This window comes from Bartonella phoceensis (assembly GCF_902825145.1).
GTDB classification, from domain to species: Bacteria; Pseudomonadota; Alphaproteobacteria; order Rhizobiales; family Rhizobiaceae; genus Bartonella; species Bartonella phoceensis.
The window spans coordinates 1-16,537 of the sequence record NZ_CADEAD010000006.1 but is presented as its reverse complement, the minus strand read 5'-3'; the positions used below and the strand labels follow the sequence as shown (position 1 = coordinate 16,537).

General features: G+C 34.7%; 10 protein-coding genes and 1 tRNA gene. 8 read left to right on the top strand and 3 right to left on the bottom strand.

Translation table 11 applies throughout. The annotated features are described in order from the left end of the window. Window positions 1–3 precede the first annotated feature (3 nt). The 3 genes from J7R07_RS06510 (at window position 4) to gltX (ending at window position 4,563) form a co-directional block, all read left to right on the top strand. Window positions 4–1,383, top strand: coding sequence for a class II 3-deoxy-7-phosphoheptulonate synthase (locus J7R07_RS06510; protein WP_208436065.1), 1,380 nt, complete (start codon window positions 4–6; stop codon window positions 1,381–1,383). Between the two features lie 128 nt (window positions 1,384–1,511). Next, window positions 1,512–3,173 carry an NAD+ synthase gene (locus J7R07_RS06505; RefSeq protein ID WP_208436101.1) on the top strand — a complete coding sequence of 554 codons (1,662 nt, stop codon included), beginning with the start codon at window positions 1,512–1,514 and terminating at the stop codon, window positions 3,171–3,173. A gap of 10 nt (window positions 3,174–3,183) precedes the next feature. Next, window positions 3,184–4,563, top strand: coding sequence for a glutamate--tRNA ligase (gene gltX, locus J7R07_RS06500; protein ID WP_208436064.1), 1,380 nt, complete (start codon window positions 3,184–3,186; stop codon window positions 4,561–4,563). A gap of 61 nt (window positions 4,564–4,624) precedes the next feature. Here the strand turns inward: gltX and J7R07_RS06495 are convergent, their stop codons facing one another. Both J7R07_RS06495 and J7R07_RS06490 read right to left on the bottom strand, forming a co-directional pair. Continuing rightward, window positions 4,625–6,031 carry a DEAD/DEAH box helicase gene (locus J7R07_RS06495; RefSeq protein ID WP_208436063.1) on the bottom strand — a complete coding sequence of 469 codons (1,407 nt, stop codon included), beginning with the start codon at window positions 6,029–6,031 and terminating at the stop codon, window positions 4,625–4,627. 150 nt (window positions 6,032–6,181) lie between these two features. After that, window positions 6,182–6,955, bottom strand: a complete 774-nt coding sequence (locus J7R07_RS06490) for an NAD kinase (RefSeq protein ID WP_208436062.1) — start codon at window positions 6,953–6,955, stop codon at window positions 6,182–6,184. 256 nt (window positions 6,956–7,211) lie between these two features. Between J7R07_RS06490 and J7R07_RS06485 the strand changes: the two genes are divergently transcribed. The 4 genes from J7R07_RS06485 (at window position 7,212) to J7R07_RS06470 (ending at window position 13,191) form a co-directional block, all read left to right on the top strand. Beyond that, window positions 7,212–7,288, top strand: a tRNA-Arg gene (locus J7R07_RS06485). Between the two features lie 1,841 nt (window positions 7,289–9,129). Continuing rightward, window positions 9,130–10,668, top strand: a complete 1,539-nt coding sequence (gene hutH / locus J7R07_RS06480) for a histidine ammonia-lyase (RefSeq protein ID WP_208436061.1) — start codon at window positions 9,130–9,132, stop codon at window positions 10,666–10,668. 288 nt (window positions 10,669–10,956) lie between these two features. Further along, window positions 10,957–11,319 (top strand): hypothetical protein, encoded by a 363-nt coding sequence (locus tag J7R07_RS06475; protein WP_208436060.1) that lies wholly within the window; start codon window positions 10,957–10,959, stop codon window positions 11,317–11,319. Window positions 11,320–11,802: 483 nt separating this feature from the next. Next, window positions 11,803–13,191, top strand: coding sequence for an amino acid permease (locus J7R07_RS06470; protein ID WP_208436059.1), 1,389 nt, complete (start codon window positions 11,803–11,805; stop codon window positions 13,189–13,191). Window positions 13,192–13,822: 631 nt separating this feature from the next. On the opposite strand, the gene J7R07_RS08415 is transcribed toward J7R07_RS06470, so the two are convergent. Next, window positions 13,823–14,053 carry a hypothetical protein gene (locus J7R07_RS08415; RefSeq protein ID WP_246464866.1) on the bottom strand — a complete coding sequence of 77 codons (231 nt, stop codon included), beginning with the start codon at window positions 14,051–14,053 and terminating at the stop codon, window positions 13,823–13,825. 907 nt (window positions 14,054–14,960) lie between these two features. Between J7R07_RS08415 and J7R07_RS06460 the strand changes: the two genes are divergently transcribed. Beyond that, window positions 14,961–15,266: a hypothetical protein gene (locus tag J7R07_RS06460; RefSeq protein ID WP_343070152.1), complete on the top strand. Its 306-nt coding sequence runs from the start codon at window positions 14,961–14,963 to the stop codon at window positions 15,264–15,266. The last annotated feature ends 1,271 nt before the right edge of the window (window positions 15,267–16,537 follow it).

Here is a 16,537-nt window from a genome sequence, read left to right as displayed (position 1 = left end):
GTAATGATAAAAGAGTGGACGCCTAACTCTTGGAGAGCAAGGCCAATTCAACAAGTTCCGAATTATCCGGATAAATCTGTGTTAGAAGATGTTGAGAGGAAGCTGAGGAGTTATCCTCCTTTGGTTTTTGCAGGTGAAGCACGTGGTTTGAAAAATGAACTAGCAGCTGTTGCACAAGGTCGGGCTTTTTTATTACAAGGTGGAGATTGTGCAGAAAGCTTTGCAGAACATGAAGCTGATAATATCCGTGATTTTTTTCGTGTATTTTTGCAAATGGCGATTGTTTTGACTTTTGGCAGTTCTAAACCCGTTGTTAAAATCGGTCGTATTGCTGGCCAATTTGCAAAGCCACGCTCTTCTGATACGGAAAGTAAAGGAGGAATTGAGCTTCCTTCTTATCGTGGTGACATTATTAATGGCATTGAGTTTGAGGTGGGGTCCCGTATTCCTGATCCACAACGGATGTGTATGGCTTATCGCCAATCTGCAGCAACACTGAATCTATTGCGTGCTTTTTCACAAGGAGGTTATGCTAATTTAGAAAATGTTCACGCATGGATGTTGAGTTTCGTTTCTAACAGCCCACAGGGTGAGCGTTATGAGTTATTGGCAGAGCGTATTTCCGAAGCGATTGATTTTATACGTTCTATAGGAATTACATCAAAAACGAATTCTTCATTACGTGAAACATCTTTTTATACCAGTCATGAAGCGCTTTTGCTTGGCTATGAAGAAGCTTTGACGCGAATTGATTCAACTTCTGGAGATTGGTATGCAACATCTGGCCATATGTTATGGATTGGTGATCGTACACGTCAGGTTGATCATGCTCACGTTGAATATTGCCGCGGTATTAAAAATCCACTTGGGTTGAAGTGTGGGCCTTCCATAGAGCATGATGAGCTTTTGAGATTGCTTGATATTTTGAACCCTGAAAATGAACCGGGGCGGTTAACGCTTATTACACGTTTTGGTTATGATAAAGTTGAGAATTATCTTCCTAAATTGATCCGAGCAGTTGAGTGCGAGGGGCGTAAGGTTATATGGTCGTGTGATCCAATGCATGGTAATACGATTACTGTAAATGGTTATAAAACGCGTCCCTTTGATTATGTTTTAAAGGAAGTAGAAAAGTTTTTTGCAGTGCATTATGGAGAGGGGACTTATCCAGGAGGCATTCATATTGAAATGACTGGTCGTGATGTAACCGAATGTACAGGCGGGGCGCATGCTATTTCTGTAGAAGATTTGTCTGATCGCTATCATACGCAGTGCGATCCACGATTAAATGCAGATCAAGCGTTAGAATTAGCTTTTCTTGTTGCTGAACTTCTTAAAAAAAATCGTCATACCGATTCATTAGCTCTTGCAGCAAATGGCTAGACAAAAAGTGCATATCCTTTTTATTTTAGCTGTTTATTGTTTATGGGAGAGTTTTTTTGAAAAGGGAATATTTTCGATAATGAAAGCAAAGTTATGCTTACCAAACTGATGAAATGATACAAGGGCTTATGAAAAATGATTTTCGGGTAGCAATTGCCCAATTAAATCCTGTTGTTGGTGATATTGAAGGAAACTTTTCTCTTGCCGTAATAGCACATCAAAAGGCTAAGGAAGAGGGGGCTGACCTTATTTTGTTTACAGAGCTTTTTATAAGCGCTTATCCACCGGAAGATCTTATTCTTAAACCTGCTTTTACAAAAACATGTGAAGATACTGTTAAGAAGTTAGCAAAAATAACAGTAGGAGGGCCAGGAATCATAATTGGTCTTCCCCTCAGGCGAAATAATACCATTTACAACGGTGTCATGCTTCTTGATGAAGGGCAGGTAGTTTCTGAAAGCATGAAGTTTGATTTACCTAATTATGCTGAATTTGATGAAAAGCGACTATTTTCTCCCGGCCCACGTCCTGAACCTATTATCTATCGCGGAATAAGACTAGGAATAGTAATTTGTGAGGATATTTGGAATGATTCCTCTCTATGTGCAGAGCTTGGCAATAAAGGAGCTGAGATTATCCTTGTCCTTAATGGATCCCCCTATTCTCGTAATAAAACACTAAAACGTTTAGAGATTGTTCGTGCACATGCTTTTCAATCTGGCATACCAATTATTTATGCTAATCAAGTTGGTGGTCAGGATGAACTCGTTTTTGATGGAGGGTCTTTTGCGTTAAATGGACGAGGTGAAACGGTGTTTCAAATGAAACATTTTGAAAGCCATATTGCTGTAAATCATTGGCAACGCAAAACAACAGGATGGCAATGTGTTTCTGCTCCAAAGGAAAATCTTCTCAATGGATTAGCAGCTGATTACCAAGCTTGTGTTTTGGGTTTGAGGGATTACATCAATAAAAACCGCTTCAAAAATGTTATTCTTGGTCTTTCAGGAGGAATTGATTCAGCTCTTTGTGCGGCAATGGCGGTAGATGCTCTTGGTGCTGAGAAGGTCCGCACCGTTATGATGCCCTATCATTATACTTCGCAAGAATCACTAAAAGATGCTAAAGAATGTGCCGATCTTTTGGGATGTCACTATGAAATTATACCGATTGCACAACCAGTTGAAGCGTTCTTGAATACAATGGCACCTGTTTTTTTAGGGTTGTCTCCTGATGTTACAGAAGAAAATCTTCAAAGTCGTATACGCGGTACACTTTTAATGGCTCTTTCGAATAAATTCGGTTCAATGGTGGTAACGACAGGTAATAAGTCAGAAATGGCTGTAGGATATGCGACATTATATGGTGATATGAATGGCGGATTTAATCCTCTTAAAGATATTTATAAAATGCAAGTTTATGCATTAGCTAAGTGGCGTAATACAAACCACTTGCATAATTTGAGAGGACCAAAAGGTATTGTCATTCCAGCCAATATTATAGAAAAAGCGCCTTCTGCAGAGCTACGGGAAAATCAAAAAGATGAAGATTTTCTTCCGCCTTATCCTATTTTAGATGATATCCTACAATCTCTTGTAGAAAATGACATGAGTATTGGTGATATTGTTCAACGTGGGTATTCACGGGAAACTGTTGAGAAAGTTGAACAGCTTCTTTATGCAGCCGAATATAAAAGGCGCCAGTCTGCACCCGGTGTAAAAATCAGTTACAAGAATTTCGGACGCGATCGTCGTTATCCCATAGTCAACCATTTTCGTGATAAAAGTTGAGTGTTATTTTATGGTTAAAGTTCGTTTTGCTCCCTCTCCAACAGGTTACATTCATATTGGCAATATCCGTATTGCCCTTTTCAACTGGCTTTATGCGCAAGCGCATAAAGGAGAATTTATTTTGCGCTATGATGATACAGACGTTGAGCGTTCTAAACAAGAATATATCGATGCTATTGCTGTTGACCTAGAATGGCTTGGTATTCAACCAGATGCAATTTATTATCAATCTAAGCGATTTAATCGATATAATGAAGTGGCAGAAATTCTCAAACAACGTGGTCTTCTTTATCCTTGTTATGAGACAAAAGAAGAGTTAGAACGGCGTCGTAAAATCCAGCTTTCACGCAAATTGCCTCCCATTTATGACCGTGCGGCATTGAAGTTGACAGAAGAAGACAAAAAAAACTTTGAATCACAAGGTCGTAAACCCTATTGGCGTTTTCTTCTTCCTAATTTTGAAAATGATCCTTTGCAAACAAAGAGAACAGAAATTTGCTGGAATGATGCCGTAAAGGGAAAGCAGACGATTGATTTGGCTTCTCTTTCAGATCCTGTTCTTATTCGTAAAGATGGAACCTATCTTTATACATTACCGTCTGTTGTAGATGATGTCGATATGGCCATTACACATATTATTCGTGGTGATGATCATATTACAAATACAGGTGTTCAGATTGCTCTTTTTAAAGCTCTTGATGCAGAGTTACCTGTTTTTGGTCATACCAATTTATTGGCAACGGTTTTAGGAAAAGGATTTTCAAAACGTAATAATGATCTTTCTATTTGCTCTTTACGAAAAGAAGGATTTGAATCTATAGCTGTTCAATGCCTTGCTGTTTTGATCGGGACATCGCAAAATGTGCATCCCTATCCTAATCAGGCAGCACTTTTAGAGCATTTTAATCTGCAAGATACGTCAAGATCCGTTGCAAAATTTGATGCTGCTGATCTTTTTACTTTGAATAGTCATCTTGTCCATGAGTTAACTTATGCACAAGTGAAAACGCGGCTTGAAAGTTTTTCTATTGATGGAGAAAAGGCAGAGTGTTTTTGGAATGCGATAAGAAATAATATTGACAAAGTTAATGATGCCGCTCTGTGGTGGAAAGTGATTCATGATGATAAGAGCTTTGATACAGTGGCACTTGAGGATCGCGCATTTGTTCGTCAGTCACTTAATTTCTTGCCTGAAGGTGCACTGAATGAAGAAAGTTGGAAAATGTGGACGACAAAATTAAAAGAAAAAACAGGCCGTAGTGGGAAATCTTTATTTATGCCATTACGTCAGGCACTTACTGGAATGGACTACGGACCTGAAATGGGAAAGCTTTTGCAGCTTTTAGGGCGTGAAAAGGTGATAGAAAGACTGCTCATTCAAAGTGAATAAAAGCAGTATTTTAAGAACATTTTACTCATCTTTGCACTCTCAAAGAGAGTAAACCTTTGGTTTAATTGCGGGTTTTAATGAGCATGAACGCTGGGATATCATCACCAAATCCGAGAGGAGAGGTATCCTTATTTTTTCGAGAACGATGTTGTTCAGATGGCTTTGCTTTATTATTTGCGGCCAAAATGCAATCTACTTTATCGTCTTTTGAAGACTTTCTCTTCTGGACTATACGCTCTTTCTGAACAGTTTTCTTTGACGATTTTGGAGATTTTTTCTTTAAGGTAATGTCATCTTTTTCTTGATCATCGGTTGTTAAAGTAGAGAGGTCACCATTAAGCCATTCAATTTTTTCATTGCTCATTTCCTCAATGGCACTGATATATTTCTGGTCAGCTTCTGTGACGATAGTAAAAGCTTTTCCACTACGATTTGCACGTCCTGTACGACCGATTCGATGAATATAGTCTTCAGCATGTACAGGAACGTCATAGTTGAAAACATGGCTTACAGCTGGTATATCGAGTCCACGCGCAGCAACATCAGAAGCAACAAGAAGCTTAAGTTTATTATTTTTAAAATCAGTTAGTGTACTTGTACGTGAATGCTGATCCATATCCCCATGAAGTGCACCTACATTAAAATTATGCCTGACAAGTGATTTAAAAAGTTCAGAAATATCCCTCTTACGATTACAAAATATAATGGCATTTTTAAGTTCATCGCCTTCATTTTGGATAAGTTCTCGTAAAACGGCTCTTTTATCCCATGATTTACTTCCAGATTTGACGAGCCGTTGTGTAATTGTGGTTGCCGTTGAGGAGGCTTTTGTAACCTCAACAGATACAGGGGAATGTAAAAATTGTTTGGTTAGTTTAATGATTTCTGGTGCCATTGTTGCAGAAAAAAACAAAGTTTGTCGTGTAAAGGGGGTTAGTTTACAGATGTGTTCAATATCAGGAATAAAACCCATATCCAACATGCGATCAGCTTCATCGATAACAAGGATTTCAACACCCATTAGGAGCAATTTACCACGCTCAAAATGATCCAAAAGGCGTCCTGGTGTTGCTATGAGAACATCAGCGCCCCGTTCAAGCTTACGATCTTGGTGTTCAAAAGAAACGCCACCAATCAAAAGTGCAACATTTAAACGATGATTTATTCCATATTTATCGAAATTTTCTTCAACTTGAGCTGCAAGCTCCCGTGTTGGTTCTAATATAAGAGTACGGGGCATTCGTGCTCTTGCACGGCCTTTTTCAAGAAGTGTGAGCATAGGCAAAACGAAAGAAGCCGTTTTCCCTGTTCCTGTTTGCGCTATTCCTAAAACATCTTTTCTTTGAAGTATGTGGGGAATCGTCCCACTTTGAATAGGTGTTGGAACTGTATATCCCGCTGATTTTATGGCTTTAATAACCTTTGCGGAAAGACCTAAATCATCAAAACTATTTAAAGGTGGTATCATTTTTTTCTATCAATTGCTCTGCGATTTTAATTTCGCTATTCGAACTATTTGTGAAATTAAGTATTTTAAACTATTTTAGAGGGGTAAGGTGCTTTCACAAAAAAGTCAACTATAACAGCCATATACACATAGAAAAGTATAATATAATCATTAATAGCGAAATTGTTCTGATAAAATACGTTCATCCCATGAGTGGTTAGAGTCAAAAAGGATTGAGGCTGTTACTTCCGTTGCTGTTGAAATAGTAACGGAAGTAACAGATTTAACTTCAACATTATCAGCTGCAGCATTTACAGGGCGTTTTTCAGGTTCGAGCATATCAAAGCGTATGATTGCTGTATTTGGAAGCAATGCTCCGTGCCAGCGCCGAGGGCGAAAGGGACTAACAGGAGTAAGTGCCATAAGTGGTGCCATGAGGGGCAAAATAGGTCCTTGTGCTGATAAATTATAGGCAGTAGATCCTGCTGGTGTGGCAACAAGAATACCATCGCAACTTAATTGTTCCATACGTATATTGTCATCAATGTTAATACGAATTTTCGCTGCTTGATAAGATTGACGAAAAAGGGAGACTTCATTGATTGCTAGCGCTTCAATAGTTCTTTGACATTCGTCTTTAGCAATCATGCGTAGAGGATGAATTTCTTTTTTATGTGCGACAGCAATACGATTTGGCAATTTCTGTTCATGGAATTCATTCATAAGAAATCCTACAGAACCTTGATTCATGCCGTAAATAGGTTTTCCAGTGTTCATAACGTCTCGTACTATTTGTAACATTGTTCCATCGCCGCCTATTGCAATAACAACGTCAGCTTCTTCCAGAGGAGAATGACCATAAACGGAAATTAATTTATTAGTAGCTTTAATAGCTGACTCAGTTTCGGAAGAAATAAAATGAAAGCGGTTTGGTAATGTAATCATTGAAAATTATCCTGATATTCACAACTTATTTTTTAACCTATTTGGGAGTAATTTTGAAGCCGTATATAAAAACTGTTTTTGTAGGAAAAAGCGTTATATGTGAAAAGTAATCTATTTTAATGGAATGTCTCGTAGCAGGATAAGAGAAAAAACTGCATAGTAACATAAAACCATAACTGAGTATTTTTTTAAAGAATGATAATTCATCATTGAAGCTGAGATTATGATCAGTTAAAAGATCTCTGTTTGGTTGTAAGCACCCGTAGCTCAGTTGGATAGAGCGCTGCCCTCCGAAGGCAGAGGTCACAGATTCGAATTCTGTCGGGTGCACCAATAGTTCCTTCTCGTATCATTTTTGTAAATCATATCCTGGAAAAGGTGAGGATATTTTATTAAAATGCTTATTAGATTTTCTTATTAAATCGTATACAGTATAATCAAATAGTTTTAGAGAAGTAATTTCTTCTGTTTGTGTGATTTTTCCTGTTGAGTACTTTGAATATTTAGGTAACGGGGAAGAATATATCACATGAGGCTATTTTACTTTGTTTTTCAGTAATGGATTAAAATCTAAAAGTTATATTTTAAATATTTTCATTTCTTTCCGTAGTGGAGTAGGGATGTTTGTTATTATTCGCCTAAGAGAATATTTCGTGAAAATTATGCATAGAGCGGTATCAGTTTATATTTTTCATACGATTTTTTCCATTAATCTCATTCAATGGTTGGCAATAGGAAATAGTATGCCAAGTGCCTTTGTTTAATTGTAGAAGATGTAAAGAAGCTTGTTGATGACTGTACCGAATAGCTTTGTTTACAAGGTGATTATGTTTAAAGGTGGTATGGGCCGTGCAGACAGTGTTACAGATAAGAAACAATGATTTGTGTGCAAAAAATTTGCTACGTGCTATTTATGATGATGTTTTTACACATACAGGCCAAAACAGTTTTGAATAATAAATGCCAAAAATAACCGGTTATTATAAAGCTATGTAAAATGTAGTAAAATAAGCATATAACACTTCTATAAAACAGTATAATCATTTATTGATTTACAATACTTATGATGTAAAAAACCAAAAATAACTGTATTTTCTTATTTATCTGTAGATTTTTGTTAATATTTTTAATAGATTATTTAATCAAAATATAAAGTTTTTTAGGTTAAAACTATTTATTTATCTGTAATGAGAAATAAGAAGACATAATATACATATTTCATGTTAACAGATTCTTAGATATTTTTTTCACTTGTTAAAGATATATATTGTACTTCTAAAATACTGCTGCCATATTTTAAAATAATACTATATCGTTAGTGATCTGATATTTCTTTAGGAATTATAATACAATATATGTGGGAACACACCTTGTCTTTTATTGCTAAAATAAGCAATCTTATTACATGTTATCATATCTTACGTATGAATAGTTTGCTTTTTTGGTGAGGGCCATTTGCAGAATACAAAAATTTTTCTATGAAGAAAAGTTGTTCTATATTATACCAATACACGCACCATATGATAATATTTTAAAATTTCAAACTCTAGAGATTCATTAGTGATATTGTTAGTTATTTCTATAACTGATTATCGGCATATTCTGTAAGGTATTATAAGCGGATTGATATTTTTAAAATATTCTAAATTTTCACAATTTTTATTAATGTATTTTTGGCAAAGTTTATTACACTGATTTATATTGCCTGCCATAATGCACCTCAACAACATTTATAAAGAAAAAAATTATAAATGCTTTTGAATACATATCATTGTAGATACTTTTATTATAGAAATAGTTGTTTTAACTAATATTTAATTATAATTTAAGTATTATTTGTATTATCGATGAGTGCAGTAACAGTAAAAGTTTTTTATTTATATTTTAAAATAACTGAATTTACTAAATTTTTTATTATCTTAAGGGGGATTCATAACACAGAAAATACAAGACAAATTCTTTAAATAATAAAAAATCATATCTCATCTTGAGTTGTAAAGGGACGTTTTAAAAAAGCAAATGATCGATTGTGCTATGATGCATTAAAAAAACAGTGAACAGCATTTTTTTTATCTGATCAATTTTAATTCTTATAAGAGAATAAACATACCTTTTTTATTTTATAGAAAAGTAAATGATGCTGAATATTACATTTATAAACGAGAAAGAAAATTATGCCTATTATACTAAAACCGGGTGAGGCAACACTTAGTGAACTTGAGGATATTTATTTCAACGGTGAAGTGAGCAAACTTCACAGCAATACGCATTTAGCTATCAGAAGGGGAGCAGAGCGTATTGCTGAAATTGCTGCTAGAAGCAAGCCAGTTTATGGCATTAATACTGGTTTTGGAAAATTGGCTTCAATTAAAATCGATGCAAATGATGTCGCTATTTTACAAAGGAATCTTATTTTATCACATTGTTGTGGTGTGGGAGAGCCTTTAGCTGAAAATATTGTGCGTTTAATGATGACCTTGAAGCTTCTTTCTCTAGGGCGAGGGGCTTCTGGTGTTCGTTTAGAGTTGGTACATTTGCTAGAGGATATGCTTGCAAAAGGTGTTATTCCTGTTATTCCTGAAAAGGGGTCTGTTGGTGCATCAGGTGACCTTGCACCACTTTCTCACATGGCTGCCGTTATGATGGGAGAGGGGGAAGCATTCTTTCAAAACGTTCGTATGAACGGGGCAGCAGCTCTAGAGAAGGCGGGATTGTCTCCTATTATTTTAGAAGCAAAAGAAGGTCTAGCTCTTATCAATGGTACTCAAACATCGACAGCACTTGCTCTTGCAGGTCTTTTCCATAGTTATCGGGCATTGTGTGGTGGACTCCTTTCAGGTGCATTGACAACAGATGCTATTATGGGGTCAACAGCACCATTTCATCCTGATATCCATATTTTACGGGGGCATTATGGGCAGATTGCTGTATCGCGAACATTAGAAAAGCTTTTAGAGGATTCGGGAATTCGGGCTGCACATTTTCGTGGTGATGATCGTGTACAAGATCCTTACTGTATACGCTGCCAACCACAAGTTATGGGTGCATGTTTTGATATTCTTATCGCAGCAGCCAAAACACTTATTATTGAAGCAAATGCAGTCACAGATAATCCATTGATTTTAAGTAATGGTGAGGTTATATCAGGTGGAAATTTTCATGCTGAACCTGTAGCATTTGCTGCTGATCAAATCGCTCTTGCTTTATGTGAAATAGGTTCTCTTTCTCAAAGACGGATTGCCCTTATGGTTGATCCAGCAGTTTCTTATGGGCTTCCAGCTTTTTTAGCACAAAACGCAGGTCTTAATTCAGGTTTTATGATTTCTGAAGTAACTGCAGCTGCTTTAATGTCTGAGAATAAACAAATGGCCCATCCTGCTTCAGTTGATTCAACACCAACTTCAGCAAATCAGGAAGATCACGTTTCAATGGCTTGCCATGGTGCCCGTCGATTATTGGCAATGAGTGAAAATCTTTTTACTATTATTGGCATTGAAACGCTTGTTGCAGCACAAGGAATTGAATATCGTGCGCCTTTAAAAACAAGTTTCTTTTTGCAGTCTGTTATAAAGCAACTACGTAAAAATATTGATACTCTTAAGGGAGATCGCTACATGGCTCCAGATCTTCATAAAGGGCATATGCTGGTGCGTGAAGGGCAATTATTATCCGTTTTGCCGGAAGGAATTTTTCCTAAACTAGAACATGAATAATATTATTTATTTTGAGATCAATGAGGAAGGAGAGAGATTTAATTTTGGAGTTTCCTCGTACAAAATTTGTGGAATTAGTGATATTTTGAATAATGAAATAAATATGTGCTTACTTATTTGCTGATATGTATTGGGGTATTAATGCACATTATATTTTTCCTCTTATGAAAGTGTGTTATATCCAGTATATCTAACAGTTTTATTATCTATTCTTCTTGTCTTTTTAGATACTTTATGAGTTTTGTATTTATTTTTTTGTATTTTTAAATCAAAACAAAGGGGAAAGAAATGTTTAAAAACAGTACATTACGTATTTTAATGACGGTTGTTTTTTGTTTTTTGCAAGTTGTAGAGATTAATGCAAATCTTTGGAGAGGTAACTTTCAAGAGGATATTTTCATTGCCATGGTTGCACAAGAGAAAGATATTTTTGTTCAAGCAACAAATCAAGCATTCATTAGTGTTTCAGGTCAAAATACTAGCAGAAGGGATGGATCTATTATTGGACCGAAGGCTGAAAAGACTATTTTTATTGCAATCTCTCTTTTTCTTGGAAAAATTGCATTTAAGACATTTGAAGTTCTTAAGAAGCGTGCTGCGGATGCACTTTTTCGAGCCTTTGAAAACTGGCGAGATTCACTTTATCATTGATGAAGCAATTAAAAATTGCTTTAGATACTGCGGTGTATAATTTGTTTATATTATGAACTAAAAAATAAGAGAGAGTTTCCTTAAAGTATCGAGAAAAAATTTCACGTGCTTATTCTCACATAGCGTGGTACGCATTTTGAAGCTTCTATTTTATCAATTGAAAAGGAAGCATGAGGATTGGCGTTGCATTAAATTGAACACTTTTTGCAAAAAATCAGAGAATATGGAAATGAATTAAATGACAATTATAAAAAATTTTATTACCACTTAATCAAGACAAAATAATACAAAATTATATGCTATAAAAGGCTGAATAATTCGTAGTAAAAGTATTTTTTCATTGCCTAGGATAAGAGGGTATCCGATTGGCCGTTGTTTGGTGCTTTTTTAATACATTCATGAATGAAATATGGAGCTTTATCTATTATAAAGCCAGCATTTTAGAATGGGTTTTAGTTAACATTTTGGTGAAGAAGGAAAAAAATGGTAACAAGTGAACTGAAACGGGGCATTAACAAACGCCAGGTTATTTTTTTAGCTTTTGGCTCTGCTATTGGTACAGGTCTTTTTTACGGATCTGCAAAAGCGATTAAGCTCGCTGGTCCAAGTGTTTTAATTGCCTACTGTATTGCTGGTTTAGCTATTTTTATGGTTATGCGAGCTCTCGGTGAGATGATTATTTATAATCCACTACCCGGTTCTTTTGCCCGTTATGCTGCAAATTACATATCACCGTTGGCTGGTTTTTTGACGGGATGGACATATGTATTTGAGATGATTCTTGTTGGTTTGGCGGATATCACGGCTTTTGCAACTTATATGGGGTTTTGGTATCCGAATGTTGCACCTTGGATATGGGCACTGAGCATTACACTGATCATTACAGGGATTAATTTAGCAGCAGTAGAAGTATATGGTGAACTAGAGTTTTGGCTGTCTTCCATTAAGATTATCGCTATCGTTGCGATGATTGTTTTGGGGATAGCAATTATTTTGTTTGGTTGGGGTACAAGTGCAAATTCCTCTACCGTAACTATTCATAATTTATGGGAAAATGGTGGTATTTTTCCTAATGGTTGGTTTGGTTTTTTAGCTTGCTTTAGTGTTGTTGTTTTTGCTTTTGGTGGCATAGAAATCATAGGGATGGCAGTAATGGAAGTGCAAAACCCTCATCAAACAATTTCAAAAGCAATTAATTCTACTCCAGTTCGCATTTTATTATTTTATATCATGACATTAGCTATTTTAATGTCCCTTTATCCTTGGAATAAAATTGGTTTTATGAACAGTCCTTTTGTTTCAATTTTTGAAAACCTTGGGATCTCATATGCAGCGAACATTTTAAACATTATTGTTGTTACAGCGGCTATTTCAGCGATGAATAGTGGAATGTATGGTGCTTGTCGTATGATACATGGGTTATCGCAAGAAGGTTATGCTTTGAAAAAGTTTCAATATTTATCGAGAAACGGTATACCAATTTTTGTTATTTTACTAATCTTTATCATTTTTCTTCTTGGGGTCGTCCTTAATTATTTTTACCATGAGGGGCTATTTTTTCTCATTGCAGCAATGGCAACATTTGCGACGGTTTTCGTTTGGATGATGATTTTACTTTCGCAAATTTTTATGCGGCTGAAAATGTCTAAAGAAGTGCAGTGTAGTTTGAAGTTTCCAATTCCATTTTGGCCGATAGGATCAATTTTTTCTATTTTGTTTATGGTTTTTATTTTTATTTTGCTATGGTTTTTTGACGATACGCGGCCAGTTTTGATTGTAGGTGTTAGTTGGATTGTTTGGCTTATTGTTTGTTTTTATGCACTTCGACTTTATAATTTGAAGAAGAAGCAAAGTTCATTAGAACATGAATAAGGGGTAAACTTGGAAAAATACCTAATGACTTTAGAGAAAAAGGCATTCGATATCGCCTATCTATGATGAGGAATAGTTATCCAATCATCATTTGTGTTAGAGATATACGGAATTTCCTTGTCAATGATTGCTGCTCAATTATATCGAGCAGAGACAGTAACAGAATTGAGTAAATCTTATTGATTGATATGTCGTAAATCAAGCTATCTAAATATACATGATAACAAATATAAAATTAGGCAGCTACTGCTCTCTATAATGATATGTGAGGTTTTGTTTCTGAACAATTTCAGAATATAAATATACTCTATATTTGCAATGATAATTAATTATCGAGCATACAATAATAAAAATCTAAGAATTTTTATGGATTATACCAAATAAATCTCTTCATTTGTGCTTTTGCATGCGTAGGCAGAATTATTTTCTTGATATCATTATTGAGTGGTTAAGGAAGAGAAGCATTTACAAGCTATTTTTGATGGAGAGTGTCGCATTTCCATAAACTGACTCTGCCATATTAGAATTTATGGTAGTAGAATAGCAGAATATTCTAGAAAATCACTTATTTGTCCTAACCAATTCAGCATAAGAAGCACAGAATCTGCTGTATCGCTATGGCAATATTGTTCTAAATGCTTTTACAAAAAGGACTATTTAAGCGCTTCCTTGACACTCTTCTTAGTATAACAGCACTAGGATGACAAATGAGAAGATTCTCTGCTTTATGATTTCCACACCAAACCACTCCTACATCATATTTATAGTAAAATTCTGATTGGCGCATAAAAGCATCAATGGCTACTATTGCATTGTTGCTTAGCTCACTGCTTTCTGGGTTAACCTCATAAGAGGTTGGCATTTCACGTTCTAACAATGCTTTTCTTATCTCAGTAAAATCAGCACCGAAATTCTTCTACATCCTGAGAGAACTTGCAGGAGGTTTGTTAAATTGACATCCGACCATAATCAACAAAATTATTCCAGCTTATAATCTCAAAATTTGCTTCATTTTTCCCTCCTTAAATCAATTTCTACACGATGAAATAAGCTATAAGCATATCTATATGCATTGCTTGTGTGTCTTAAGACAAATACGGATATTGAGAAAGCTTCTCATCATTTTGAATGCTGCTTTCCAATGCATTATTACCAATAATAACTGTTTTATAAGAAAAACCATTGCCAACAACCCATCTGATCACAAAAGCATCTTGATGCCCACTAAAACAAACACTGATTTATTTGCTATCATACACATAACTTAACATTTCTATCATAGACACAACATTAAAGACTGGAGAATAGAGACACTCGTTTTGCCTGCTATACCATGCATGCCTTAATGTTTTAAGGAATTCAGTGCGTTGTATACTGTCAAGCCACAGCTAATATAGGAATAAAATTTTAATACTGTATTGCCGTAAGTCTTAAATTTGCTTATGGAGATCACCAATAATTCGCACACCCCTATTTTTGCTAGCCTGTAGGGGATTTTTTCTTCAAAATATCATTTCAATTCAGTTCTAAGCTGCCTTTGAAAATGAGAATAGAACATACTAATAACCTTACAAACGTTTTTATAATAAACTAAATTCATTGAAGGAAGAGAAAAATGCGGCATAGTGCTCTTAAGCACAGTTGAATATATTAACAAATCTCCCCCATCAACGTTGGTATTGTGAGAGAAGCCAGATGTTGATAAAACTACGATCCAAAAAGCTCTGTCAAAATGTAGTTGGGAATCAATATATACTTCTCCTGAAGCTATGGGTTTTTACGTAAGTGAATTTGCCTCAGTTGATGAGTGCATGAAAAAAGCGGGTTTTCGGTATAAATTGCAAGATTCAAAAGGGATCTATTTTGTACAACCTCCGAAAAGTGACTCATTTTTAACCAATTTAATGATGGTAGGATATCATCAGTTTATGGATAATGATACCTTTGGGGTGAGTAATACAACAAAACAAGAGTGCGCTCTGCTAGCACATTTTGATAATGAGAGAGAACGTCCGCAAACGAAAAAAGTTTTACAAAAACATCCATCAGCATCGCGTGCATCTTTAAAGAAATAAGTTAATAAAAAGTACTAAAAGAGAGAGCAGGAAAACAATGGCTTTCTTAATCAAAACATAGATAAAGTTTATTTATTACAAATCGGCAATGCTATCATTGCCGATCTAAGATATGTTGATTATTGTTAGCTAAAAATTATTCAATATAAAAAATGGTTTTGCTGAAATATTTATTCCAATATTACTATAGATGCATATTGTCAGTAGGATTGATTTTAGTGATATATTTTAATTAATGAATCTCAATTTCAGTATAGTGAAGACTCTACTGAAGATGGTCTTTCGAGATAAGTTTAGTTTTTCTTTTTTATATCAAATCATTTTAACACATGTCAATGCATACACTATTGTATGAATGCTACGGACTGACAATTTCAGGAGTGTGAATATTTTTGAATTTCTAGAGGTTCTTTTTGCTACATCAAGTTTTTTCATTTTTATCTTGTATTCGCCTCTTTGTCTATCCTGTTATCACAGTCGGATGTCTTAGAGTTTATTAGTCCAAATATAGTTTTTTACATATATAGGGTAAATAATCCCTAAAGTGCTCAATAGAGCGCTAAGAGCTGTGCTAAAAAGCATGTAGAAATCAAATAATGACAACGATTAGCTAGAGGCTTTCTGCACGCTGAAAGAGTAAGGTAGGTGCGGCTGATTGGTGCAGTTGTAGGTATAGTTGGTGGGGTTTGCGGGTATTTTTGAAGGTATTAGAAGAGAGGAAAGATATAGCTATACAAGAGGGGTTGTCGTAGGTTTAGGATATAGATTTATGAGTGTTATCTCTCATATATGAAAAATATTTAGCAGTGTATCTCTAAAGTAATAGAGTGTTATAGACGTAATCATATGTCTAGAGGCCTTGCTAAAAAAGGCTTAATGGCATGTTTTAATTTGAAAATTTTATGTATATTTTCTGAACCATTTTATACAATTTGTTGTTTATGTGTATTTATATATTTGAATTATACTATAAATCTAAATATTATCTTAAAAAAATATAAAAAAATCACTTATAAGAATAATTTTATTTTTTACGGTATAATGTTTAATATTTTTTATATAATATAGTATGTTTTTATTAATATTATTAAATCATAAATTATTATATATTATACTTTATTTAACATTAAAAATTCATTAATTGTAACAAATATATTTATAGTTTTAATTATAGTTTTTACAATTTCTTTCTTTTAATAATTCTATAAAATTAGTATCAATTATAATTATTTTATATAATATATTTTTGTATTTATTATTTAGCAAGATAG